Genomic DNA, 25,442 nt, shown 5'->3' on the forward strand with positions numbered 1-25,442 from the left:
GCCCTGCCTCGGGACTATATTATTGCGTTCACCATATGGTAGCGGCGGGCTTTTTTAGTGGCTTTTTAGGTGGTTATGCCCAAGTCACTCAACGTCTGTGTCGGCTGGGACACAGCCCAGACCCCACTGCGAAGGTTTGCATCACCCTCAAATCATCGATATCGCAGGGTGAACTAGGAGAGTTTTCATGCCCGTTGATCCCATTGCCCTCACCGCTGATCTGATCCGCTGTCCCAGCGTCACACCCGTCGAGGGCGGCGCGCTGCAATTGCTTGATCGCCTGTTGTCGGACGCAGGGTTTGAAACGTGGCGCGTTGATCGCGCAGACACGCCAAACCTTTATGCGCGGTGGGGCGCACGGGGGGCCAACAAATCCTTTGGCTTTAACGGTCACACCGACGTTGTGCCCGTGGGCGACGCGGCCGCCTGGACAGTCGACCCGTTCGGCGGAGAAATCCGCGATGGCATTCTTTATGGTCGTGGTGCCACAGATATGAAGTCCGGCGTTGCAGCCTTTGCCGCAGCCGCCATTGATTTCGTGCAAGACACACCGCCAGATGGGGCGATCATTTTGGCGATCACTGGCGACGAAGAAGGCGCATCAACTGACGGCACCATCGCGTTGCTGGATTGGATGCAGTCCAACGGCGAAGCAATGACCGCCTGCATCGTTGGCGAACCGACCTGTCAGGATGTCATGGGCGAAATGATCAAAGTCGGGCGTCGTGGATCGCTGACCTCGCATTTCACGGTGACTGGCAAGCAAGGCCATTCCGCCTATCCTCATCGCGCCAACAACCCGCTGCCGGCAATGGCGCGGCTAATGGATCGATTGGCCAGCCATGAAATGGACGCAGGGTCGGACCATTTTGATCCATCTACTCTTGCGGTTGTCACCATCGATACCGGCAACCCCGCGACCAACGTTATCCCTGCCATCTGCAAAGCAAGCGCAAATGTGCGGTTTAATGACCTGTACACATCGCACACCGTCATCGCATGGATGCAGGGCGAAGTTGATGCAGTCGCCGCAGAGTTTCGCGTGCAAATCGACATCGACACGCGCGTGTCGGGCGAAAGTTTCGTCACGCCACCGGGTGAGCTGTCCGATCTGATCAGCGCCGCCGTTTTGGCAGAAACCGGTATAACGCCGGAACTGTCCACCACAGGCGGTACGTCAGACGCGCGGTTCGTCAAGAACCATTGCCCCGTGGTTGAGGTCGGTCTGGTTGGTAAAACCATGCACCAAGTCGATGAATGCGTTCCGGTTGAACAGATCACCCAGCTCAAGGCGATCTATGCCCGTATCTTGCGCGACTATTTCACCTGATCACGCCTGCGGCGGGCGGAAAGGGGGGCCAGCCCCCCGTCCTTCGGACTCCCCCCGAGATATTTTATAACGCAAAGACGAATGAGTCTGACGCGGGATTTTGGGCGTGATAGGCACAGCCCATGACACGTATACCCTCCAAGACCGAAATCCTTGACTGGATCGCCGAAAACCCCACCCAAACTGCCAAGCGAGACATCGCGAAGGCATTTGGCATTAAGGGGGCCGCGCGGATTGATCTTAAACGTTTGCTTCGCGAACTCGAAGATGACGGGAAGTTGCAAAAGCGCAAATCGTCCTATCGTGATGCCAATAAGCTGCCGCCAGTGTCAGTGCTGGAGGTGACTGGTCCCGACAGCGACGGCGATCTGTTTGCACGCCCCTTGGAATGGGCGGGAACAGGCGATGCACCGCGTATTCTGCTGGTGATGAAACCCGACGAACCTGCGCTGGGCGCGGGGGAGCGTATCTTGGGTCGCTTGACCGAAGTGACTGGCGAGGATTTCACCTATTCCGCACGTCTGATTCGCCGCATTGGTACCAATCCGTTGCGAGTTTTAGGTGTGTTTCGTGCAGCGTCCGAGGGCGGGCGTATTTTGCCTATCGATAAGGGCTCGCAAAAGGAATGGATTGTGGCGGCGGGCGCCACGGGTGATGCCAAAGACGGTGAGTTGGTTGAGGCGGAGCAGGCCGGACCAAAGGGGCGCATGGGCCTGCCACAGGCGCGCATCGTGGCGCGGTTGGGCGACCCGACACAGCCGCGTGCTGTCAGCCTGATCGCGATCCACCAGCACGGTATTCCCGACCACTTTCCCGATGATGTCGTGGCGCAAGCCGACAGTGCCAAACCCGCAGGCCTTAAAGGGCGCGACGACCTGCAACACCTGCCGCTGATCACCATCGATCCGTGGGACGCCCGCGATCATGACGATGCCTGCTGCGCGATCCCCAACGGGAACGGCGGTTTTGCGCTTTGGGTCGCGATTGCAGATGTCGCGTACTACGTCACGTCTGGGTCCAAGCTCGATATCGAAGCGCGCAAGCGCGGCAATTCCACCTATTTCCCAGACCGCGTTGTGCCGATGTTGCCGGACCGCTTGTCGGGTGATCTGTGTTCGTTGCACGAAGGCGTGCCGCGTGCCTGTATCGCGGTGGAAATGCAGATCGACCGCGATGGCAACAAAACCTCGCACCGCTTTGTGCGCGGGTTGATGACCTCCCCTGCGTCGCTGAACTATGAGGAAGTTCAGGCGGCGATGGACGGCGCGGTAAACGACAAAGTCGCGCCGCTGCTCGATGACGTGATCCGGCCCTTGTATGCCTGCTACAACGCGCTGAAAAAAGCCCGCGCTGTGCGTCAGCCGCTGGAACTCGACCTGCCGGAACGCAAAATCATCCTCAATGAGGATGGCGTGGTCACGGATGTTGCGTTCAAGGATCGCCTTGATGCGCATCGCCTGATCGAAGAATTCATGGTTCTGGCAAATGTTGCCGCTGCCGAAACCTTGGTCGCCAAAAAGACTGCGCTGTTGTTTCGGGTTCATGAAGAACCGAAACCCGAAAAGCTGGACGCATTGCGCGAAACGGCTGAATCCGCCGGTTTTCAATTGGCCAAAGGTCAGGTCCTCAAGACGGGGCACCTCAACCGTTTGCTCAACCAAGCAACGGACACCGACCATGCCGAACTGATCAACATCGCGACGCTGCGATCGATGACGCAGGCGTACTACAGCCCTGATAACTTTGGCCACTTTGGCTTGGCGCTCAAGGCATACGCGCACTTCACATCGCCGATCCGGCGCTATTCCGACCTGATTGTGCACCGCGCATTGATCACCGCCCACGGCTGGGGCAAAGACGGATTAACACCCGAGGATGAGGCGATTTTACCTGAAACCGCGCAGGCAATATCTGACACCGAACGCCGCTCCATGGTGGCCGAACGCGACACGACGGACCGTTACCTCGCGGCCTTCCTAAGCGAACGTGTCGGTGCTGTGATGGGCGGGCGGATCAGCGGCATCGCCAAGTTCGGGGTGTTCGTAAAGCTTGATGAAACTGGCGCGGATGGCATGATCCCGATCCGCAATCTTGGGGCTGAATATTTCCACTATGACGCTGACAACCAGACCCTGATGGGGTCCGACACGGGCGTTGTGATCGGCCTTGGTGTGCGGGTCGTGGTAAAACTGATCGAAGCGGCCCCAGTCACCGGTGGCCTGATTGTTGAACTGCTGGAAATTGACGGCAAGGCCATGCCACAGGGCCGCCCATCCAACCGCGGAAAATCACCACGGCGTAAATTTGGCTCGTCCAAGAAAAAGGCGGCAAAAACAGCGCGTAAGGTCAATCGAACCCGCAGCTGAGCAAGCGGAAGTTCGCCCTTGTCATAGTCTGCCGGTTCCGGTTTAGAAATATGCGCGCTAATCTAGTCGAAATGGGTCCCTATATCTCTGGTGGTGCTATGTCGGTTTTTCGCGCTGTTTTGGCTGCTGCACTTTGTGTGGCGGGCTCGGTTTCTGCGGGTCCAATCCCGCTGGATGGCCCCGTCCACGTCAGCCCGATTACCCGCGTGCAAACTGCGAACCAAGGCTTCAACGCTTGGATTTCTGGTTTTCGCAATCGCGCAACGCGCCAAGGCATTTTAACCGCTACTTTCGATGCGGCCTTTGACGGAATTATTTACAACACCACCGTCATTGAACGTGATCGCAATCAATCCGAGTTCACCAAATCCCTGTGGGATTACCTCGACACCGCCGTTTCAGATGAGCGCGTGCGCAATGGCCGCCGTGCGCTGGACAACAACAGGCAACTTCTGAACCGGATTGAGGACACCTTCGGCGTCGACAAAGACGTTGTCGTCGCGATCTGGGGGCTGGAATCGGCCTATGGCGCGGTGCGCGGCAGCACCAATGTCATCGAAGCCATGGCGACACTGGCCTATGACGGGCGCCGTGGCGAATTCTTTGAACAACAGCTGATCGCGGCGCTGCAAATCTTGCAGGCGGGCGACACGGCCCCGCGCAATATGACCGGATCATGGGCAGGTGCCATGGGCCACACACAGTTCATTCCGACCAGTTTTCTGGACTACGCAGTGGATGGAAACGGCGATGGGCGGCGCGATATCTGGGCTGACGATCCGACAGACGCGCTGGCATCTACCGCCAATTACCTGCGCAGTTTTGGCTGGGTGCAGGGCCAGCCTTGGGGCGTCGAAGTGCAAATCCCCCAAGGGTTTGATTACGCCACCGCGCGGCGCGAAAACCAAAAACTGCCCAGCGAATGGGCCACAATCGGCATCGTCGATATGGCGGGACGCGCGGTGCCTGATCATGGGTCGGCGTCAATCCTTTTGCCCGCAGGGGCGCTGGGCGCGGCGTTCATGATCTTCCCGAATTTCGCGGTGATCGAACGCTACAATACCGCCGACGCCTATGTGATGGGTGTTGGCCTGTTGTCAGGCCGTATCATACCAGTGGCCATAATATCTGACTCATTTTTTTGGTTTTAATTTTTGGTAAACTCTGAATCAATGACCTCCATAGATTGGGAGGTGCTCATGGGTGGAGCCATAAAAATTACGCGCACGGATATGTCTGCGAAAGATTTGCGCCGTGCGGCAAAGCGAACCAAGGATGGGCGGGTTGTACGGCGACTACTGGCCATAGCGCTGGTGCTTGATGGGGTGGATCGTGAAACGGCTGCCCGCAGCAGTGGTATGGATCGACAAACACTTCGGGATTGGGCGCATCGCTTTAACGCAGAAGGCATTGAGGGGTTATCGGATCGGAATGGCAAGGGGGCAAAACCACGGTTGTCGCCCAAGCAACAGGCGCAATTTGTGGCGTGGGTGGAGGCCGGGCCCGACCCAGTAAAAGATGGCGTAGTACGATGGCGTTGTGTCGACTTGCAGGCTCGTGTTGAAGAGGAGTTCGACGTGAAACTGCATGTGCGTACGATTGGGAAATATCTAACCAAGCATGGCTTTCGCCGCCTGTCTGTGCGTCCAGAGCATCCGAAAACTGATCGCGAAGCGCAGCAGACTTTTAAAAAAACTTTACCAGCCTCGTAAACGATACTCTGCCAGAACATGCAAAGGGGAAGCCTCTTGAAGTATGGTTCCAAGATGAAGCCCGCGTTGGACAACAGGGGACACTCACCCGTAAATGGGCCAAGCGTGGAACTCGCCCGCGCGCACCCCGTGATATACGCTTCAAATGGAGTTATATCTTTGGTGCCGCTTGTCCCGCACGTGGCACCGCCGCAGGTCTCGTCCTGCCCTACGTCAACGCCGAGGCTATGGGGCTGCATCTTGATGAGATCGCAAAAGCTGTCGCACCCGGCTCACATGCCTTGCTGATTGTTGATGGGGCGGGTTGGCATGGCGCAAAATGTTTACAGGTGCCAGATAAAATTACGCTCATGAAATTGCCGCCATACTCACCAGAACTGAACCCCATGGGAAACGTCTGGGCTTATCTGCGAGCCAATAAACTCGCAATCACAGTCTTCGACACCTATGACGAAATACTCGACAAATGTGCACAAGCTTGGAACTTCTTTGCGAACGACCCAGAGCGAATAAGTTCAATCACAGATCGAGAATGGGCAAGGGTCACTTAATTCGGCCATTGGTATCAGTGGCGGCGATGCGGTTCAGGCGGCTTGGCCACGCGATGATCGTGCGCTCAACGGCGTGGAACGGGTTGAATTGCAGGAACGTCTTACGGCGGCTGGGTTTGATACCACGGTCATCGACGGGCGTATCGGCCCGCTGACGATCAACGCGATCCGCAACTATCAACTGGCTAACAACATCACCCCCGACGGCTATGCATCGCTTCGATTGTTGAACCGCTTGCGCTAGAACGCCTGTTCCTCGCAGCCAGTGCCGCGCATGCACGACAAGACACTTTGCACGTTCGCGTCGTTGGGCGCAAAAACCGTGCTGAAACACGGATCCACATTCAAAACGTAGCCATCTGCTGTCTGCTCAACAAAGGCGAGGGTGTCCCCGTTGTTTTCGATTGACCCACACCACGGCCCGAAACACTCAAAACCCAATGTCAGGTCAAGCGTTGGCGCCGCCACAAACCCGTCGGCCCCAAGGTAGTCGCCCGAAAACGTCGCGGGCAGTCGCACGGATTGGCGATTGTTGATGTCCGCCTCATCCTCAGCGGGGGGCGAAAACGTGAACGCCCCTAACATGATGACATAATGTTCTTGTGCATCGGACGCCCAACCAAACGTGCGGGCCACGTCAGCGCGTAAACACGACAACGCTTGGGCTTGCCCCGCGACGGCGACCAAAGCCGCTGCCAAAACTATCTTCATATTTTACCTCCGAATTCCTCCAGCACGGCCGCGTAAACGTCGCGCTTGAATGGGACGATGCTCGACAGCAGATCCTTGGGAGAAATCCACGTCCATTCGGAAAATTCTTGGTGCGGTTGCACGATGTTGATCTGATCATCGGTGCCCGAGAACCGCATCAGCACCCATTTCTGTTCCTGACCGCGATAGCGGCCTTTCCAGATTTTCGGCACGATACTATGAGGCAAATCGTAGGGCAGCCAGTTGTCTGTCTCGGCCTCGATCACCACAAGATCGGGCGTGATTCCGGTTTCTTCGCCCAGTTCACGCAGCGCCGCCGTGGTGACATCTTCGCCATCATCAATGCCTCCCTGCGGCATCTGCCACGCGTTTTGGTCATGATCCACACGCTGGCCGACGAATACTTTTCCGTCACCATTTACCACCATCAGCCCGACGCAGGGGCGATAGGGCAATTCTGCGATCTGTTCAGCCGTTAATGTTTTGGCCATCTTGGCGGTCCTCCAAACGAAAACACCGCCGAGCTTGATCCAAAGGACCATTCTCGGCAGCGCAGTCTCCCGACATGGGATGTATTAGTTGTCGTTGTTGGCGCCAAGAACTTGCAAGCCCTTAAGGATATCAATGGCATAGGCCATTTGGTAATCCTCAACGCGTAGGGCTGCGGCGTCTTCGGCGCGCAGACGGTCCGCTTGAATTTGCTCAATCTCGTCGTCGGTCAGGCTGTCATTGTCCAACGCACCGCGCAGGTCTGCTTCGGAACGGGTGAACCCTGCATCTTCTTCTTCGTCCACGACCTCGGCGTTTGGATCACGGCGTGGCTGTTCAACGATGATGTCAGGCGAAATCCCCAGCGATTGAATGGACCGGCCTGAGGGCGTGTAATACCGCGCAGTTGTCAGGCGCATGGCACTTTCCCCGCGCAGCGGCATGACTGTTTGCACGGACCCTTTGCCAAACGAATTGGTGCCGATGACGACGGCGCGTCGGTGATCTTGCAACGCACCGGCGACGATCTCGGACGCGGATGCAGACCCGCCGTTGATCAGCACAACAATCGGCAGCCCCTCGGCAAGATCCCCCTCACGGGCATTCCAGCGTTGACCATCGTTCGGGTCACGACCACGGGTCGATGTGATTTCACCAGCGTCTAGGAACGCATCAGACACAGCAATCGCCTGGTTCAGTAAACCACCGGGATTGTTGCGCAAATCAATGACGAACCCGTTGACGTTTTCGATGCCGCCAGCCTCTGCCACTTGTTCGGCCAACTGTTCTTCTAGGCTGGGATACGTCTGGTCGCTGAACGTCACAACGCGCAGCACAACGGTATCGCCTTCAACGCGGCTGCGCACAGCGGTCAACGTAATGGTGTCGCGGATGATGGACACATCGAACGGCTGATCGAAACCTTCGCGCACCACAGTGATGATAATCTCCGACCCGACAGGCCCGCGCATCAAGTCAACGGCTTCATCCAGCGTCAGACCCAACATGTTTTCACCGTCCACACGAGTGATGAAATCACCTGATTCGATGCCTGCTTCGGCGGCTGGCGTGCCATCAATCGGGGATACGACCTTCACGTAACCTTCTTCTTGCGTGACCTCGATGCCGAGCCCGCCAAACTCGCCGCGCGTGGTTTCACGCATGTCTGCGGCGTCATCGGGCGACAAATAACTGGAATGCGGATCAAGAGAGCTCAACATGCCGTCAATCGCCGCCTCAATCAGCGCCGCTTCGTCGATGTCTTCAACATATTGCGCGCGGATGCGTTCAAAGATGTCGCCAAACAGATCAAGCTGTTCGTAGACGCTGGCATTGTTGTCGGCTTCTTGCGCAATCAGCGGACCTGCGATCTGCGTTGTGACGATCGCCCCCATCAGGATACCACCTGTGGCGGCCATTGCAAATTTCTTCATCTTTTTATTCCCATTATCATGTTTGTGCCTACACGACGTACGTTCATTCAAACGCAAACCAATCCGCGGGGTTCACGACACCTTGCCTGTCTCTTACCTCAAGATAAAGCGTTTGAGTACGTTGTCCGGCGGAACCCTGCACGCTTTCGTTCAAAATCGCTTGAGCATCTGTGATAATGCCCCCCATAAGGCCAATCGGCGTGCCGTCCGGCACAATCTGCCCGGCCTCGCCAAAGGCCTCAGCCAAGCCTGCAATCACCCAAAGCGTATCTGCGGCTGGTTCCAGAATAACCACCGTGCCGTAATCCAGCAGCGGTCCCGCATAGCGGATTGTGGCCGACAACGGCGTTGAAACAAGTGCGCGGGGCTGCGTCGCGATCAAAATACCGGGGCGTGTGACCCCCGCAGCATCGGCCTCGTTGAAGTGTCGGATCACTTGTCCCGCAACAGGCAGTGGAACCGCGCCCTTAACGGTGCTGGCATCCGGCCCGCCGCCCGTCTGTGTCTGCGCCAATCCCGCCGCGAACGCGTCCATGGTCTGCGCACTCGCCAGCAGGACCGCCATCTGGACCGGGTCCTCCAAGAACTGTTGGGGCAAATCGGTACGATCCGAAATCGCAGCACTCAAGGCCGACCGTGCAGTTTGCGCACCTTCCAGCCCGTCCCTGAGAATGCTCAGCGCGTCGGTTTGCAAGCCGCGCAAAAGGGCAACTTCTTCTAGCTGTTCGCGCAACGCCGTGACCTCATCTTGCAACGCAGGCGTCACGTCCGCCAACATCATGCCCGAGCGCGCCGTGCCTGTCGGCCCCGACGGGTGCAAAAACAGGATCGGCGCAGGGGCTCGCCCCATGGTTTGCAACACGCCCAACAGCCGCGCGACCTCATTGGATCGCGCCGCCAGATCAGTCTCTAATGTGCGTTGTCGGATCGCAGCGCGGCGCAAACCGTCGCGCAATGCGGCAAGGCCTGCTTCATAGGCTTGTACGGTTTCCGTCAAGGCTGCGACGCGGTCAGACCGCCCCTGCGCCACCTGCAATGTCGCCCGCGCATCTTGCAGGCGCGCCGACGCCGCGAACGCCGCCTCTGCGGGGGGCTGCGCGCAAAGTGGTGCCGCAATGAGCGCACATATGACGGCCAGAACTTTCACTCAATCAGACTTTCGCCTGTCATTTCAGGCGGCAATTCCAGCCCCATCAATCCCAACAACGTCGGCGCCAAATCCGCGAGCCGTCCGTTGTGCAAACGCGCGCCCTTGGGTCCGCCAACAAGCGCCACTGAAACCGGATTGGTCGTGTGCGCCGTGTGTGGGCCGCCTGTTTCAGGATCAATCATAGTCTCGCAATTGCCGTGATCGGCGGTGACGATCATCGCACCACCCACTGCCTCAAGTGCTGCCAAAACGCGGCCCAAACCGGCATCCACCGCTTCGCATGCTTTCACGGCAGCGCTGATGTCACCGGTATGTCCGACCATGTCGGGATTGGCGTAGTTGCAAACGATCAAATCATACTGCTCCTCGATCGCACCAACGAACGCATCCGTCACCTCGGCGGCTGACATTTCCGGCTGCAAATCATAGGTGGCAACTTTTGGGGACGGGGCCATATAACGATCCTCGCGGACCTCGGGGACTTCAATCCCACCGTTCAAAAAGAACGTCACATGGGGGTATTTCTCGGTTTCCGCGACGCGAAACTGTCGTAATCCCTTGGCCGCAACCCAAGCGCCCAACGCGTTGGTAATCTTTTGTTTGGGGTAACACGTGGTCATATATTCATCATGGCTGGTGGAATAATTCACCATCCCCAACATATCCAGCGCGGGCCGACCCGACACATCAAACCCGTCAAATGCAGGGTCACCCATCGCCGCCAAAATCTCACGCGCGCGATCGGCGCGGAAGTTCAAACAAAACACGCCGTCACCATCGGCCATGCCCGCATAGGCCCCCAGCACCGTGGCGGGCACAAATTCATCTGTCACAGCGCTCCCGTAAGCCGCTTCAATCACAGCAACCGCGTTGTCGCCGCGCAGGCCGACGCCTTGCACAATTGCGCGGTAGGCGGTCTCGACCCGTTCCCATCTGTTGTCGCGATCCATCGCGTAATACCGCCCACACACGGTCCCGAGTGTGACGCCCTGCGGCATCGCGTTGATCAAATCACGCATAAACCCCGCGCCGGATTTCGGCGCCACATCGCGCCCGTCGGTGATCGCATGCAGCACGGTGCGCACACCGCGATCCGCCAGCGCCTTTAGGGCTGCCTGAATATGCACGATATGCCCGTGCACGCCGCCGTCGCTGACCAGCCCCATCACATGTGCGACCTTGCCGGACGCCTTCAATCTATCCGCAAATGCCACCAGCGCCGCATTTTCAAAGAACGACCCCTCTTCAATCGCCAGATCAATCGCGCCCAGATCCATCGCCACCACACGACCTGCACCGATATTGGTATGTCCAACCTCTGAATTGCCCATCTGGCCGCGCGGCAATCCCACGTCCGGCCCATGGGTGATCAATTCCGCAGTCGCGCCCGACATCAGGCGATCATAATTCGGAGTCTTGGCCAAAGCGGGCGCATTGCCCGCAACCTCGGCACGTTTGCCCCATCCATCCAGAATACAAAGAACAACAGGTTTTGGCGCGGTCATGGCAAAATTCCTTATAGGTTTACACCCTTCTAGCGAACCTCAGCGAAGGCGCAAACTGCTCCTGTCTTCATCTTGGCCAATACAACTCAAATCCTACGCGCGGTGATAGGGTGCGCCCGCCAGAATGCTGGCCGCGCGGTATAATTGTTCGGCCAGCATCACCCGCATCAGCATATGCGGCCAGACCATTTTTCCGAAACTCAAAGATGCATCACATTTGGCCCGCAGGCTGGGCTCAATCCCGTCGGCCCCGCCAATAATAAAGGTGAGATCGCTGCGGCCGTCGTCGCGAAACCGCGCCACGTCACTGGCAAAATCAGGCGATGATTTGATTTTACCGCGTTCATCTAGCGCAATCACAGCCGCTCCGTTGGGCAATGCCTTCTCCAGCAATACGGCCTCAGCCGCCATGCCGCCGCCTTTGCGGTCTTCTACTTCGCGCACGTCAATAGGGCCAAGGCCAAGGGCCCGACCCGTCCGGTCAAATCGCAAAAGGTAGTCGTCAATCAGATCGCGTTCCGGGCCAGCCCGCAGGCGGCCCACAACACATAACGTCAGGCGCAAAGCGTCACGTCGTTCTCTTGGCGGCCTCTGCGGCGTTGTGTTCAGCCGTGGCGACGCCAGGGTTCTGCCACATCTTCTCGAGCTGATAGAACTCGCGGACTTCAGGGCGGAAAACATGCACAATCACGTCGCCTGTGTCGATCAAGACCCAGTCACCCGTGGCACGGCCTTCGACCTTGCACAAAATCCCGAAGGATTGTTTCAGACGGTCGGTCAGCTTTTCAGCCATAGCCGATACCTGACGCGAAGACCGACCGGACGCGATGACCATATAGTCACCCATCTCGGACTTGCCGTGCAGATCGATCTGCACAATATCTTCGCCCTTGTCGTCGTCCAAAGATTTGAGAACAGCGGCCAGCGTGCTGTCAGCAGTCGGGGCTTGCACGCTCATTGCGTGGATCCCGTGTGCGGCAGGAATTCCTGCCTGTGTAGCAAAAGACAGATCATTGTCCTCCTTAAGAAACGCCATCCAAACCCCGGCGCTGGGCATGCATCAACTTAACAACCGTTCTGTCGCAATTCAATGAACAGGTGGGTAAACTACTGCAGTGCGCCAATTCTGCCCATTTGACCCATTAATCAAGCGCTTTGTGCCTTATTTCCGATCCTTCGATCATTTTGACCTCACGTTGTGGGAACGGAATCGAAATACCGTTGTCCGCAAACGCGTCCCATAGGGCCAGATAGACGTTGCCGCGGATGTTGGTCAGACCCCCGGTTGGGTCCTTGATCCAGAATCGCAGGATGTAATCAACGCTGCTGTCGCCAAATCCGACAATGTGACAAACAGGTGGGCGAAATTCGAGAACGCGATCCACACTCGACGCCGCTGCAATCGCCAATTTGCGCACTTCACGGGGGTTGTCGCCGTAGGCCGTGCCAAAATAGATATCCAACCGCACAAAGTCGTTGGAATGCGACCAGTTCACCACCTGCGTGGTGATCAGGTCTTCGTTGGGGATCAGATACTCGCGCCCGTCGCGCGTCGTGATCGACACATAGCGCGCGCCCAGTGAATTGATCCAACCAAACGTTTCGCCGACGGTGATAACGTCACCGGGCTTGATCGATTTATCCAGTAAAATGATGATGCCCGACACAAGGTTGCTGACAACCTTTTGCAGACCAAAACCAATACCGACACCAATCGCACCCGACAGAACCGCAAGGCCCGTCAGATTAAACCCGACGGCCTGCAAGCCGACGAAAAACGCAAATCCATACAGCACCACTTGCAAAAACTTGACGACCAGCACCCGCATCGACGGGCTGATGTCTTCGTTGCGGTGAATGCGCACCGACGTCTGGTGCGAAATAAACCGCGCTACGACAAAGAAAATCGACAGGATGAACACGCCTTGCACCAACAGCCAAAGCGACAGCCGCGCATCGGCAATCTCAATGGACGCGGCATCAAGAACCTCAATCCCCTGTTCTGTCAGTCCAGTGATGCGCAGCGTGATCCAGATCCATGCACCGTAGCGCACGATGGATCGCAAAAACGGATTGCCAATCAGCCGCGTCGCAAACACCACAATCAGCCACGCCAGCGCAAGGTTGGCCACGATCCCGATCATATAAGACCGCGATCCCCACGTAACTTCGCGCATCACGATCAAAACAATCCAGATCAGCGCAACAAAGAATATTCCGCGCAGCCGCCGATGAATGACCAACAACCACCGCAATCGCCACTTCGGCCAGCCCTCACGCGTGCGCATCCACTGATGCAATAACGGCCTGAGAAACCTGCTCGCCAAGTGCGCAACAAGATATACTGCAACGACGATACCCAACTGATAGGCATTCCACGGCCGCAACAAGCTTTGGAAAAATGCAACAATCTGACCCCATATTCCTTGACCGATCTGGGCAATCTCGGCGGCCTGACCAGCAAGGTCTAATGTGGTTTGCGGTTCCATAACGCTCCTTGGTTGGGCGGATCATGGGACGGATAAGGCCCTAGGGCAAGGCGATCTATGGCCGATACCGAAATTGTCAGAACCGGCAGTTAGAACCGCCAGATCGCGTGGGCCAGCCAATCAGGCAGGCCCACGCAGTTGGTGATTATTGCGCGGGCATTTCCGCACCACGGCTGATTGGGCCATCACCCGATCCACCCCAATATTCGAGCGCGAAGCGACCGGATTCAAGCTGACCACGATACTGCATAAATTTTTCAATGCCTTTGGTCATCTGCATCGAGAAGTCCATGCTGACAGCCTGACCCGCGTCAAATGCTTCGCCATCGTCAAAGTTGCGGAACCAGCGCATCCATTCCTCAGATGCCATGTCGCCGCTGGTTGGGATTGGAACGTTGTTGGGCTGCAACCAAGGCATGATCGCACTGACGCTGGGGATTTGCCCCGTTGCATGACAAGGACATGCAGCTGGACGTCGGGTTGTCCGCAGGCCCGTTCAGGCGCGAGTTGAAGCCCAAATGCATCGCCGGCAGGGTTCTGTCCGGATTGATCCGTGTTTCGAGCAGGTCCGCATTGATTACCGTTTCGGTCGGTGTCTGGTTGATGAAGGTTTTGGCGTTTTCAGGATCATTGCCCCACATCACACCGACCGGCATCAGGTTGCACCAGTTCTCACCGCCGCCCGTGATCCCGTCACAAGCCCCACTGTAAAGCGGCCCGAACTCAGGCGAAGATGCCGCCGCACCGTTGTAGGTAAACGTGCCAAAAACCCAGCCTGCCGCCTCGGATGCACGGCTGTCTTTCACCATGATATCCATCTGCAACAGGTTCATCGGATGGGTGTTGCGCTCGGTTGTGATTATCTCGGATCCAGACGGGCATTTCACAGCCGGATCAAAGTCACACTCGTACATGTAGGAATTCCACTGAAGCGGATTGGCTAGCCATGGCACCTGTGTTTCGTCCAGTGACGTGAACAGGAATTTGCCGACAACAGTGCCTTCTGGGAGGGCAAATCCGGTCTCCATTGCTTCGATCATATGCTCAAGATCGGGACCGCCATTGGGGTCATTCCAGACCTGTCCAATCGTGAACCCGCCGGGGCCATTATAGAACCCGACCGCATAAGCATAGGACGCATCCGTTTGCTCGGGCGCCAAGACCAACGCCGACAATGGGCCTTCGCGGGTCAACCCGTGGTAGCCTTCGCGACCCGTAGATCCCCAATGCTGCCATGGCAAGTGATACCAGTCGATTCCGGCCGAATTGTTCTGAAGCACAAAGTCCGCCTCGACGTTGCCGCCATGGATATTGCCCATAAAGATATAATCGCGGACCGCCATGACATAGCCCATCGGGTCAGCCTCGAAGTTGATTTTAAGGATCGCTGTCACCTCGGGATCGAGGGCCGGAATCGTTTGGGGAAAGTCATCCGCCAGCACAAAAACTGGACCTTGGTAGTTGAGAGGGTCCTCCATAAAGCCGAAGTCGGGGAACCCGACCATGCTCTCGTAATTAAAATTCTGCCCCAATGCAGGCGTTGTGCCCAATGCAGCAATCAACGGCAATACACGCCATGGATGATAAAGTGGCATAAAATGGAAACTCCCTTAATATACAATATGTAGGGTGAAATTGGCGGTTCCGTTGGTCACAAAGCTGGCAAAATCGCACGATTTGCCGTGATCCAAAAACGTTATTTTCCCCTAAAAGACATTATGAAATCAACGCCTTTTGCTGTCATAACGGACAAAATGTCGCACCATGTCAACAAAAATTGACGCAAGCGTACCTAGGTTAAACGACCACAGAACACCCGCTTGCGCGCAAAGATCCCTGGGCCCGATCTTCGCAGCCAAGCGGAATGGAGACTTCTACCTGTAGTTGATCGCTTGACCTGCCGGGAATCTAGCTGCCATGAATGACCTGCCACTTGCGATAGGAGTTCGGTCTGTGTAACTGCACCTTATGACGCAAGTATTCGACATGGATGATCGCGCGCGCCTGCCTTGGCGTTTTTATGGTGCCACGCGCACCATACTCGCACATCTATAACTCAATGCGCCCGCGATTGATCTCGGGGCGCGCCTGATACGATACCCCCCAAACAACAATAACGGGAGAGGACACATGTCCCCCAAAACGCTTTATGACAAAATCTGGGATGCCCACGTCGCTGACGAATCCGACGATGGCACCTGCCTGCTGTATATCGACCGCCACCTTGTCCACGAGGTGACGTCGCCGCAGGCATTTGAGGGCCTGCGCATGACGGGTCGCACGGTACGCGCACCGGATAAAACTATCGCCGTGCCAGACCACAACGTGCCCACCACGCTGGATCGGGCCAACGCCGAAACCATGACCGAAGATTCGCGCATTCAGGTAGACGCGCTGGACAAGAACGCCAAAGATTTCGGCATCCACTACTACCCTGTGTCCGACGTGCGCCAAGGTATCGTGCACATCGTCGGCCCCGAACAGGGCTGGACCCTTCCGGGCATGACAGTTGTCTGCGGCGATTCGCACACCGCCACCCACGGCGCGTTTGGCGCATTGGCCCACGGCATCGGCACATCCGAGGTTGAACACGTTCTGGCGACGCAAACACTGATCCAGAAAAAATCCAAAAACATGAAGGTCGAAATCACCGGCAAATTGAACCCCGGAGTGACCGCCAAAGACATCACCATGTCCGTGATCGGCAAAACCGGCACGGCGGGCGGCACTGGCTACGTCATCGAATATTGTGGTGACGCGATTACAGACCTGTCCATGGAAGGCCGCATGACCGTCTGCAACATGGCTATTGAAGGCGGCGCGCGCGCTGGCATCATTGCGCCCGACGCAACAACATACGCCTATTGCAAAGGCCGCCCCCACGCCCCGAAAGGCGCTGAATGGGACAAGGCGCAGGCGTGGTGGGAAACATTGTTCTCCGACGACGATGCGCACTGGGATCTTGTCGTGACCATGAATGCCGAAGACATCGCGCCTTCCGTCACATGGGGCACCTCGCCAGAAGACGTCCTGCCGATTGACGGTGTGGTGCCAGCACCCGAAAGCTTCACTGGTGGCAAGGTCGATGCGGTTAAGCGCGCCCTGGATTACATGGGCCTCACTGCGGGCCAAAAACTGACCGACATCGAAATCGATACCGTCTTTATCGGCTCATGCACCAACGGACGCATCGAAGACTTGCGCGCTGCTGCTGCGATCCTCAAAGGCAAAAAAGTCAAAGACGGCATGCGTGCCATGGTCGTTCCGGGCTCTGGTCTGGTCCGTGCCCAAGCCGAAGAAGAAGGCCTCGCCGATATCTTCAAGGACGCAGGATTTGAATGGCGCATGGCGGGGTGTTCCATGTGTCTCGCAATGAACCCCGACCAACTGGCCGAAGGCGAACGCTGTGCGTCGACCTCCAACCGGAACTTTGAGGGTCGCCAAGGCTACAAGGGCCGCACGCACCTCGTGTCTCCGGCTATGGCGGCAGCCGCTGCGATTACCGGCAAACTCACCGATGTGCGGGACATGATGTAATGTCGCAGACGTTGAAATGAAACGTGGGCCAGATCACTGGATAATTGCACGGTTTCGTTTTGTACAAACCATGCAACGACCCGGCAAAGTTTTGTACAAAACGGCTAAAACTCCGGTCTCGGCCCACAACTGGTTAACGCGCACGCGCAATATCTTAACGATCCAGCGGACGTTTGACCCCGCTGCGAAAGGAACATGACATGGAAAAATTCAGCACACTCTCTGGCATCGCGGCGCCTATGCCGTTGGTTAATATCGACACGGACATGATTATCCCAAAGATGTTTTTGAAGACAGTCAAACGCTCAGGCCTCGGCGGGAACTTGTTTGACGAAATGCGGTTTGATCGCCAAGGCAATGAAATCGCTGACTTTGTTCTCAACCAACCCGCCTACCGCGAAGCCTCTGTGCTGGTCGCAGGCGACAATTTCGGTTGCGGATCATCGCGCGAACATGCGCCGTGGGCGATTGCAGATTTCGGCATTCGCTGCGTGATTTCCACCAGCTTTGCAGACATCTTTTACAGCAATTGCTTTAAAAACGGCATCTTACCCATCGTCCTGCCCCAAGACCAACGCGACGCTCTGATGAAAGACGCAGAAAAAGGCGCCAACGCCCGCATCGAAATCGACCTTGCGGCACAAACTGTCACGTCATCAGACGGTGATGTCTACACATTTGAGGTCGATTCCTTCAAAAAGCACTGCCTTATGAACGGGTTAGATGACATCGGCCTGACCATGGAAAAGGTCGCATCCATCGACACATATGAGGCGCAACTTACCGCCGAGCGGCCTTGGGTCTGATCCCGAAACGCCAAATTGTGGCCAGAATGTTAACAAGGGGCGCCATGCGGTGCCCCTTTTTTTGACCACAGGTCCTAACAGTTCCTGAACCGCACTTGTGCCACGTGAACCGCGCTACCCCCACATCTAGACGCCTTAATTCCAATGCTTTGAAATGGTTGCAATCTCGCACCAGTGTTGCCGCAAATCTGCCCTGATTTTTTTGCAAAACAGATCAACGGCTTGTGGCGATAACTGAAATTGGGCAACATTATGGCAACTATAAGGTAACCTGCCGACAATGAGCAGGATCAAAACGGGATAAGGGCGCGGAACGTAATCGCGACCGACCGAAATGAGGGTAAGAGAGCAGTGTTTTCACGGCTTCCAGGTGCTGCCTTAAGGGCAGTCTTAGTGATCTTGATGATCGCTACACCATCGCTGATGCTGAAAGGTACGGCGACGGATACTGCACAAATTGTAGGTCTTGTTTGTATCGTAGCTGGCGTATTTGTATTTGTTGAATACAACTCCAGTTCCCCAAGTCTGATAGAGTTTCGCGCCGCTCCGCCCTTCAATCGGGTCCGTTATTTTGGCCTTGCGGCGACAGTACTGGCGCTGACGGTCATCGCCAAAGGCGTGACCGAACCGACGACAATGACGGTGTTGTTTAACATCGTCGGCGGCGCGCTTGCCGAAGCCATGGACTTCCCGTACTCCCCCGTCCGCCTCGTACTCCTTTTGCTCCCTGCTGAGGCAAGTGCGGATCTCTTCGACAGTGTCCGCACCGCCGCTGGCCTCAGCTATCTTGTGTCCTTATTGTCGCTGGCGTTCTTCGTCTTGGCGCTGCGGTTGAACAACTGGCCCAACCAGCGCGGTGGCTTTAATGTCTGGACGAACCTGCCCACTTTCGACCCAACTGCCGGTGGTGACGTCGTTACTCGGCTGGAACGTGACGGACAGCTTAACCTTATATGTAACTCCCAAGGACCCCATCGGATATCGGGTTTTGTGTTGCCCTTGCGACGTTAGAGCCGAGCGATGATCTGTTGTGGTGATAGGGTGAGTGTTTCGAGGATATTGCCCCCGTGTTTTCTGACCGTCGAGATGACGGATCTGATGTCAGCGAAGACCTGCGCGCCCTCGAGGGTGCGGAAAGTTCCCGAGATTTTCATGCGCAACTTCATCATGCGCAGGTCCCGTTCGGCCTGATTGTTGGTGAAGGGAACTGTGAAGTCCGTAAGGAACCTTAGGACGTCATCACGGTAGTCGCGCAAGCGGACCAGAAGGTTATGGCCTGGCCGCCTGGCTTTTCGGCCTCGCGCACCAGTGCGTCTAGCCAGTGGGTCTTGTCGCTCATGGAAGGCGAGGCCCTCGGTGAGGATCGCCATGTATTTGGTGAGGATGCCGTGGTGAACCGACGTGGGGAGTTCGGTCTCGCCTCGCCCCTGAGCCGCGCACTTGAGCTGATTGGCGCTGTTGAGCAGCACGCTCATCGCGCACGCCCACGGCTCCTTTTCGATTTCTTCGATGGCCTTGAGTTCCCGTAAATGATGCGCCCCGCACAGGGCGTGCGCGTCCACCCCACTCATATGGGCGTAATAGGACTTCCAGTGGTCATGAACAATTGTCCCGCCGGTCAGGAAGGATGGAACAGCACCGCGCTTGGCGCTGATGCGATAATGCGTGAAGGCGAGATCGCTGATTGAGTGCAGCCAGTGCAGCTTACCATCAACACGAAGTCCGGTCTCATCCAGATGCCGAACGCCGCCTTCATTGAGCCGGGCCAGAATGTGTTCGACGACGCCACCCAAGGTACGCGCTGTGCCGTTCACCCAGTTGGTCACGCTGGCCGCGCATAGGCTGGTGGCACCAAACAAATCACGCAGGAGTTGGCAGACCCGATCCTCGGGGATCAGCTGCTGAACATTGCAGTAGACCGCCGCCGCCCGAATGCGCTTACCGTATTGCACGTGTGCATTCACGCCATCGGGAAAGGTGGCTGTCGTCGTGGCTCGGCAATGACCACAACAATAAATCGCTGCCTGATGCTCTGTGACCTCCAGACGCGGCGGAACGTGTCAACGACTTTGAGACAGTGGCTTTTGGACTTTAGGCTTGGGTTTCTTCGGTTGGTTTTGGTGGGTTGATCCAGACGGCGGTCGGGATTTGAGGCGGTTTTGGTGGTTTGTGTACGAAGCGTTCGGGCGTGGCGAGGAATGCCGCGTCTAGTGTTGCTTGTCGCGCGGTGTAGATTTCTTGGGCCTGCCCAAAATGGATTTGGTCGGGCGTCATCAGACCAATCCCGGCGTGATGATGGTCTTGGTTATACCATGCAAAGAACCTGCGGCAGAATGCGCGAGCCTGCTCGATGGTTTCAAAGTTCTTGGGGAACTCTGGCTGATATTTCAGTGTTTTGAAGTGGGCTTCGGAGAACGGGTTGTCGTTTGAGGTGTGGGGCCGACTGTGGAACTTGAGCACACCAAGATCAACCAGCATCAGGGCTGTCGTCTTTGCCTTCATGGGCCCACCGCGATCTGCATGCAATGTCAGCTGATCGCGTGGAACCTCGTGTTTTTCCATCGCGTCGATGAACAGCTCTTTGAACTGGCTGGCGCTCTCCGCGTGCTCGACGCGCCAGCCAACAACGCGGCGGCTGAAGATGTCGAGGATGACATAGAGATAGAAGTAGGACCATTTCACCGGGCCCCTCAGCTTGGTGATGTCCCAAGACCAGACCTGATTGGGGGCTTCAGCTAGAAGTTCAGGCTTTTGATAGACGGGATGTGTGCGCTGTCGGCGGCGTTCGCCAACTTCGCCCTGCGCGGCCAATATCCGATACATCGTGCGGATTGAACACAGATAGGTGCCTTCATCCAGCAAGGTGGCAAAGACCTCTGTGGGCGTCTGATCCGCAAAGCGGGGTTCGCGCAGGTGGTGCAATACCTGGTCTCTTTCCCTTTCCGGCAGAGCCCGCGAAGACGCTGCGCGCGGTGGGCGTGTGCGTGGTGGTGCCGTCAGCGCCGCACGCTGTCGAAGAACGCTCGCGTGCGATAATGATAGCGCGGCGCAGACAGCCGAGGTCAAGCCGCTGCCGGTGGGCAATGCAATCGCGACGGCCATCATGATTTGCCGCTGCGCTCTTGCGTCTGCTCCATCTCGTCCAGAAGTCCCGCCACTTTTTTTTGGATGGCAATGATGGCTTCCGCCTGATCCAGACGGCGCCGCAAGGCTGTCACCTCACGGTTGGCCTTGGCCAGCTCAGCTTGCAATGGATTGGCAGGTGCCTTTTGTGGGCCACGGCGCATTGGCTGCAATGCACCCAATGTGCCGGCCGCCCGCGCACGGCGCCAATCGGTCAGTGCAGAGGAATAAAGCCCCTCCCGCCGTAGAATGGCGGAAACCCCGCCAGTGTCTGCCACTTGGTCCGTCTCATCCAGAATGCGCAGTTTGTATTTGGCTGTGAAGTTGCGTCGCTTCGGGATGCTCGTCAGTTCCGCTGTGGGAGCCAACGGCGCATTAACAACGCGGGGAGGCGACGTTGGGGCCAAAACGGCTCCAGATCCAGCATCTGGCGAAAGTGGTGATTGTGAAGGCATAACCATGGTTCTTCTCCTACGCCCTCAAGTGTAAACTTTAGCCAGTCAATTGTCTCACGCTTATTGGCACGGAGGGCTGCACCGGTATGTCATAAACCTGACGCCTCTCCACCGCCTTGATCATCCCAGCCGTCAAGCCATGCTGACAGGTGCCACAGGCCTCAGCCTCATGTCGCTCCACAAAGTCAGGCGTTGCTGTCTGACGTAGGGTGTCGCCTCGGTGGCCAACTTGGCCACCACTTTTCTTACCGGACTTACCACGCAGGCTACGCGGTACCGGCTTCTTCAACCCATCACTCGAAGGCGGCTTGCTGCTATTACTGCTGTTCTTGGCCAACTGACGCCGCAGATCCTCATTCTCTTGCGCCATGCTCGCCAACGCGGCTTCCAACTCGGCGATCCTGCGCAGAGCCGTGGCGAGGAGTTGTTCAAGAGCAGTAACTTGGTCTATTCCACCAATGATTCAGAGAAATCGTCACAGCGCCACGAAATTCAGACCACAACAGAAAATTCATGCGCCTAATGGCCAAGGAGACTCACATCAAAACTGACAAAAACCCGTTATCGGCTGGGGTGCTTGGGAGTTACCCTTATATTAGGGTTTCTACTGCACTTCTTGATCCCAGCATTTGTGAAACTCGCCTCGGATATTTTCAACCCGATCCAGCTACAGGATTCACACACCTTAATTTGGACGATGACCGCATGGGCCTTCATCCCCGCCAGCCTGATAATGCGCGGTATTGCGATGCTTCGCGTCGGTCAGATGATCGCCCTTCAGCGCGAACAGGCCTACCTGCGTACGCAGGAAGAAGACGTTATCCCTGTCTAATTTACGGGCTCTGTGCCCTGATGATTTGGGGTTCCAACGCGTCTGCCCAAACAGGGGACATCGTGCGAATTGCAACGTTCGCCGCCCCGTTGAGCCGCGATGGTCCGGGGTTGTTGCTGCGCGATATCACAAAGCAAGACGATGCAGGAATAGCTGCGATTGTTGCGATCATTAACCATATCTCCCCCGATATCTTAATACTCACAGACTTTGATTATGATGCGGGCGGCGCTGGGCTGTCGGCTTTTTCTGACGTTCTGGCAGATCCATATCAGTATAAATTTGCCCTGCGCCCGAATGCGGGAATGCAGACGGGGCTGGATATAGATGGTGACGGGTTCACCGGTGATGCACGCGATGCGATGGGATACGGGCGTTTTCTGGGTGACGGTGGTTTGGCGCTTTTATCGCGCTCTCCTGTCGACGTTGTTAACGTCATTGACCTAACTGAATTGCGTTGGCGCGATGTGCCAAGCGCGGTCCTACCGCAAATGAACGGTACTGCCTTCCCGTCTGACGACGTGCAGGCGATGTTGCACGTGTCGTCGTCGGGCCATTGGATCGTTCCGATCAATTTTGGCGCGCAAACGATCACGTTGCTCGTATATTCCGCGACCGCGCCGGTGTTTGACGGGCCAGAGGACTTCAACGGACTGCGCAACCGTGACGAATTGCGGGTCTGGGAGGCGGTGTTGGATGGCACCTTGGCCGCACCCCCGACCAACCCAATCATCATTGGAAACGTAAACGCAGACCCGTTTGATGGGCAAGGAATTTGCAGCGGCATCGCCGGCGTTCTAGCGCGTCCTGATTTGCAGGATCCGATGCCGATGAGTCTTGGCGCAAAACAGGCAGCCGACCTCAATCAGATGGGCGATCCCGCCTTGGACACCGCCGATTGGTCAGATGACGGACCAGGCAACCTGCGGGTGTCCTACATCCTGCCATCCCGTGCTTTGAACGTTGTGGGGGCGGGCGTCTTTTGGCCCGCGCAAAATGATCCTTTGGCGACTCTACTGGGCAGTGACGGCTTGACCGCTGGACCGCACCGCCTCGTTTGGGTGGACATCGAGATTGAGGGCCTGCGCTAACGCATCGTGCAACGGTGTCATCGCGACATTGCCGCACAACGCGGCGTGCCGGGTTGCATCGATATGGTGGGACTTGTTCCAAAGATACCGCATTTCCAGCAAGCCACTGCCCATGGGCCAGGCGATTTTTGCGATGCTTATGGGCCACCACGCCATGGGTTTTGCGACGATCGTCCGTCCGACAACTGTTGAAATGGCCTGCGCCAGTTCTTCACCTGTCAAAGTAAAACTTGGCACGGGAACGTCCTCAAACAGGGCGAGGCTGTGCCGCTTTTCGGCCAGTGCCACCATTGTGGTGGCCACATCTGGAAGAAACGTAAAGGCATGCGGGCAGTCAAGGCGACCAGGGTAGGAAATTTTTCCCTTGGGAATTGGTTTGGCAATGATCATGTCAAACCAGTTCCCCGATGCTTGCGTGTCGAGGAAATCCCCCGCCCGCACAACAAACGTCTGCACGCCGGACGCACGATATGCGGCCTCCATATGCACGCGAATACGGCCCAAGGAGTTGGTCGCGAGATGCGGTGTGTCAGGCCCGAACCGTTCGGGACCCTGCGCGCCGAAGACATAAACGTTGCCCGGTATGATCACGGTGGCGCCGCTGGCCTTTGCGACTTCGATCACCTGTGCGGTTTGATCGGGAACCTGTGCGGCCCATTGCGGGTAGGGCGGGTTCCAGCCATTCACGATAACGGATGCGCCCCACGCTGCGTCCCAAAGCGTGTCTTTGGCGCGATCAAACCGGCGAACCTCCCAATCCGCAGCTTCAAATGCAAGGGCGGCGCTGCGGCCAAGACGACCCGTGGGGCCGAGTATCAGAACAGTTTTTTCCATCGTGTTTCTCCTGTGTTGGTGTCAATCTGACCAATGCATTTATGATTTAGAATTGCCTAATTTCGCAGATCATGTATTCGTTTTTGCATGGCACATACATTGAACCCCGCCGACTGGTCCCTGATCCAAGCCTTCTTGATGGTCGCTGAAGAGGGGTCTTTGTCTGGCGCCGCCCGCAAGCTCGGAGCGAGCCAGCCGACCTTGGGTCGCCAGATAAAGACGCTCGAACATCAGTTGAGCGCGAGCCTTTTTACCCGGCAGGCACGCGGACTTGAACTTACACAAACCGGTGCCGCATTGGTTGCACCAGCGCGTGCGATGCGCGATGCGATGGGCCAGATAACGCTGACGGCCGCAGGGCAGTCGGCACGGATGAGCGGCACAGTCCGCATCACCGCAAGCGTGATGACGTCAATGTATCACCTACCGGACATCATCGCGAAAATCCGACTTTTGGAACCTGCGATTTCGATTGAAGTCGTCGCCTCTGACGACACCCGCAACCTGTTGTATCGAGAGGCTGACTTCGCTGTGCGGATGTATCGCCCCACGCAATTGGATCTGGTCACACAGCACATTGGGAACATCCCGCTGACCATCTGTGCCTCCAAAAGCTACCTCGCGCGCATGGGGCCGCTGCAAGGCGCCGCTGATCTGATGCACCACGATTTCGTCGGCTACGACACCAATCCCGCACTCATCGACGGATTTCGCGACATCGGAATCGAGGTCACGCGTGATTTTTTCAAGGTGCGTTGTGACGATCATGCGACGTATTGGAACCTTGTTCGGGCGGGCTGCGGGATCGGATTTGCCCAAGGTTCGATCGCGAAAGATGACCTCGACGTGATGGCGATTGATGCTGGCGTGGCGATCCCGTCCTTGCCAGTCTGGTTGGTCGCGCACGAGGCCATGCGTCACACACCAAGGATCAGACGGGTTTGGGAACTGCTTTCGGAGGGGTTAAAGCCGCTTATTGCGGTGCACCCCTAGGTCGGGGGTTTCTTGACCCGCGCGGGCTGACGGGC

At 56.9% G+C, this 25,442-nt stretch carries 24 protein-coding genes and 1 pseudogene; 11 read left to right on the forward strand and 14 right to left on the reverse strand.

Annotated elements, in window-relative coordinates:
* The first annotated feature begins 187 nt into the window (after nucleotides 1-187).
* From dapE to OA238_RS29535, 5 genes are all read left to right on the forward strand, one after another.
* Nucleotides 188-1,330, forward strand: a complete 1,143-nt coding sequence (gene dapE, locus OA238_RS00315) for a succinyl-diaminopimelate desuccinylase (protein WP_015493577.1) — start codon at nucleotides 188-190, stop codon at nucleotides 1,328-1,330.
* 122 nt (nucleotides 1,331-1,452) lie between these two features.
* Nucleotides 1,453-3,696 carry a ribonuclease R gene (gene rnr, locus OA238_RS00320; protein ID WP_015493578.1) on the forward strand — a complete coding sequence of 748 codons (2,244 nt, stop codon included), beginning with the start codon at nucleotides 1,453-1,455 and terminating at the stop codon, nucleotides 3,694-3,696.
* 50 nt (nucleotides 3,697-3,746) lie between these two features.
* Nucleotides 3,747-4,847: a lytic murein transglycosylase gene (locus OA238_RS00325; protein ID WP_245581411.1), complete on the forward strand. Its 1,101-nt coding sequence runs from the start codon at nucleotides 3,747-3,749 to the stop codon at nucleotides 4,845-4,847.
* Between the two features lie 48 nt (nucleotides 4,848-4,895).
* Nucleotides 4,896-5,959 (forward strand): IS630 family transposase gene (locus OA238_RS29530; RefSeq protein WP_085982720.1). Its coding sequence is split into 2 segments (ribosomal slippage): nucleotides 4,896-5,400 and nucleotides 5,400-5,959, totalling 1,065 coding nucleotides; the frame shifts between segments, so codons are not numbered across the junction.
* A 73-nt stretch (nucleotides 5,960-6,032) separates the two neighbouring features.
* Complete coding sequence (locus OA238_RS29535) at nucleotides 6,033-6,203, forward strand: peptidoglycan-binding domain-containing protein (protein ID WP_338042814.1); 171 nt, start codon at nucleotides 6,033-6,035, stop codon at nucleotides 6,201-6,203.
* Here OA238_RS29535 and OA238_RS00340 read toward each other — a convergent pair.
* The 10 genes from OA238_RS00340 to OA238_RS00380 all read right to left on the reverse strand — a co-directional run bounded on the left by OA238_RS00340 (nucleotide 6,200) and on the right by OA238_RS00380 (nucleotide 15,331).
* Complete coding sequence (locus OA238_RS00340) at nucleotides 6,200-6,670, reverse strand: hypothetical protein (protein WP_015493581.1); 471 nt, start codon at nucleotides 6,668-6,670, stop codon at nucleotides 6,200-6,202. The two genes, OA238_RS29535 and OA238_RS00340, sit on opposite strands and share 4 nt — an antisense overlap.
* Nucleotides 6,667-7,161: an RNA pyrophosphohydrolase gene (locus tag OA238_RS00345; protein WP_015493582.1), complete on the reverse strand. Its 495-nt coding sequence runs from the start codon at nucleotides 7,159-7,161 to the stop codon at nucleotides 6,667-6,669. The genes OA238_RS00340 and OA238_RS00345 overlap by 4 nt, the downstream gene beginning before the upstream one ends.
* Before the next feature lie 84 nt (nucleotides 7,162-7,245).
* Nucleotides 7,246-8,592 carry a S41 family peptidase gene (locus OA238_RS00350; RefSeq protein WP_015493583.1) on the reverse strand — a complete coding sequence of 449 codons (1,347 nt, stop codon included), beginning with the start codon at nucleotides 8,590-8,592 and terminating at the stop codon, nucleotides 7,246-7,248.
* Between the two features lie 43 nt (nucleotides 8,593-8,635).
* Nucleotides 8,636-9,739, reverse strand: a complete 1,104-nt coding sequence (locus OA238_RS00355; RefSeq protein WP_015493584.1) for a murein hydrolase activator EnvC family protein — start codon at nucleotides 9,737-9,739, stop codon at nucleotides 8,636-8,638.
* Nucleotides 9,736-11,247: a 2,3-bisphosphoglycerate-independent phosphoglycerate mutase gene (gene gpmI, locus OA238_RS00360; RefSeq protein ID WP_015493585.1), complete on the reverse strand. Its 1,512-nt coding sequence runs from the start codon at nucleotides 11,245-11,247 to the stop codon at nucleotides 9,736-9,738. Before gpmI ends, OA238_RS00355 begins: the two co-directional genes overlap by 4 nt.
* 93 nt (nucleotides 11,248-11,340) lie before the next feature.
* Nucleotides 11,341-11,811: a 23S rRNA (pseudouridine(1915)-N(3))-methyltransferase RlmH gene (gene rlmH, locus OA238_RS00365; protein WP_044036005.1), complete on the reverse strand. Its 471-nt coding sequence runs from the start codon at nucleotides 11,809-11,811 to the stop codon at nucleotides 11,341-11,343.
* A gap of 4 nt (nucleotides 11,812-11,815) precedes the next feature.
* Nucleotides 11,816-12,205, reverse strand: a complete 390-nt coding sequence (rsfS, locus tag OA238_RS00370) for a ribosome silencing factor (RefSeq protein WP_044037763.1) — start codon at nucleotides 12,203-12,205, stop codon at nucleotides 11,816-11,818.
* Nucleotides 12,206-12,389: 184 nt separating this feature from the next.
* Nucleotides 12,390-13,736, reverse strand: coding sequence for a mechanosensitive ion channel family protein (locus OA238_RS00375; RefSeq protein ID WP_015493588.1), 1,347 nt, complete (start codon nucleotides 13,734-13,736; stop codon nucleotides 12,390-12,392).
* Between the two features lie 145 nt (nucleotides 13,737-13,881).
* On the reverse strand, nucleotides 13,882-14,088 hold the full coding sequence (locus tag OA238_RS28500; protein ID WP_015493589.1) for a hypothetical protein: 207 nt from the start codon (nucleotides 14,086-14,088) through the stop codon (nucleotides 13,882-13,884).
* A 7-nt stretch (nucleotides 14,089-14,095) separates the two neighbouring features.
* Complete coding sequence (locus OA238_RS00380) at nucleotides 14,096-15,331, reverse strand: hypothetical protein (protein WP_015493590.1); 1,236 nt, start codon at nucleotides 15,329-15,331, stop codon at nucleotides 14,096-14,098.
* Nucleotides 15,332-15,866: 535 nt separating this feature from the next.
* On the opposite strand from OA238_RS00380, the gene leuC reads away from it, so the two are divergent.
* The 3 genes from leuC (at nucleotide 15,867) to OA238_RS00395 (ending at nucleotide 19,090) form a co-directional block, all read left to right on the forward strand.
* Complete coding sequence (gene leuC, locus OA238_RS00385; protein WP_015493591.1) at nucleotides 15,867-17,273, forward strand: 3-isopropylmalate dehydratase large subunit; 1,407 nt, start codon at nucleotides 15,867-15,869, stop codon at nucleotides 17,271-17,273.
* Nucleotides 17,274-17,473: 200 nt separating this feature from the next.
* A complete protein-coding gene (gene leuD / locus OA238_RS00390) occupies nucleotides 17,474-18,079 on the forward strand; it encodes a 3-isopropylmalate dehydratase small subunit (protein ID WP_015493592.1) in 606 nt (201 codons plus the stop codon).
* Between the two features lie 402 nt (nucleotides 18,080-18,481).
* A complete protein-coding gene (locus tag OA238_RS00395; RefSeq protein WP_187293124.1) occupies nucleotides 18,482-19,090 on the forward strand; it encodes a hypothetical protein in 609 nt (202 codons plus the stop codon).
* Here the strand turns inward: OA238_RS00395 and tnpC are convergent.
* The 3 genes and pseudogenes from tnpC to OA238_RS33365 all read right to left on the reverse strand — a co-directional run.
* Nucleotides 19,087-20,124: an IS66 family transposase gene (gene tnpC / locus OA238_RS00400; protein WP_083906604.1), complete on the reverse strand. Its 1,038-nt coding sequence runs from the start codon at nucleotides 20,122-20,124 to the stop codon at nucleotides 19,087-19,089. The two genes, OA238_RS00395 and tnpC, sit on opposite strands and share 4 nt — an antisense overlap.
* A gap of 46 nt (nucleotides 20,125-20,170) precedes the next feature.
* A protein-coding gene (locus OA238_RS00405; RefSeq protein ID WP_085982722.1) for an IS3 family transposase occupies nucleotides 20,171-21,663 on the reverse strand; the annotation gives its coding sequence in 2 pieces (ribosomal slippage) (nucleotides 20,171-21,213 and nucleotides 21,213-21,663; 1,494 coding nt in all).
* Nucleotides 21,664-21,849: 186 nt separating this feature from the next.
* A pseudogene (locus OA238_RS33365) lies at nucleotides 21,850-22,048 on the reverse strand (DUF6444 domain-containing protein); the annotation flags it as partial.
* 186 nt (nucleotides 22,049-22,234) lie between these two features.
* On the opposite strand from OA238_RS33365, the gene OA238_RS00420 reads away from it, so the two are divergent.
* On the forward strand, nucleotides 22,235-22,489 hold the full coding sequence (locus OA238_RS00420) for a hypothetical protein (protein ID WP_044036009.1): 255 nt from the start codon (nucleotides 22,235-22,237) through the stop codon (nucleotides 22,487-22,489).
* Between the two features lie 62 nt (nucleotides 22,490-22,551).
* Nucleotides 22,552-23,580: an endonuclease/exonuclease/phosphatase family protein gene (locus OA238_RS00425; RefSeq protein WP_245581412.1), complete on the forward strand. Its 1,029-nt coding sequence runs from the start codon at nucleotides 22,552-22,554 to the stop codon at nucleotides 23,578-23,580.
* Here the strand turns inward: OA238_RS00425 and OA238_RS00430 are convergent.
* Nucleotides 23,503-24,414: a Rossmann-fold NAD(P)-binding domain-containing protein gene (locus OA238_RS00430; protein ID WP_015493596.1), complete on the reverse strand. Its 912-nt coding sequence runs from the start codon at nucleotides 24,412-24,414 to the stop codon at nucleotides 23,503-23,505. The two genes, OA238_RS00425 and OA238_RS00430, sit on opposite strands and share 78 nt — an antisense overlap.
* A gap of 87 nt (nucleotides 24,415-24,501) precedes the next feature.
* On the opposite strand from OA238_RS00430, the gene OA238_RS00435 reads away from it, so the two are divergent.
* Nucleotides 24,502-25,407, forward strand: a complete 906-nt coding sequence (locus OA238_RS00435; protein WP_015493597.1) for a LysR family transcriptional regulator — start codon at nucleotides 24,502-24,504, stop codon at nucleotides 25,405-25,407.
* Nucleotides 25,408-25,442 lie beyond the last annotated feature (35 nt).

Origin of the sequence: Octadecabacter arcticus 238, assembly GCF_000155735.2 — a bacterium.
In the GTDB taxonomy this organism is placed as follows: domain Bacteria; phylum Pseudomonadota; class Alphaproteobacteria; order Rhodobacterales; family Rhodobacteraceae; genus Octadecabacter; species Octadecabacter arcticus.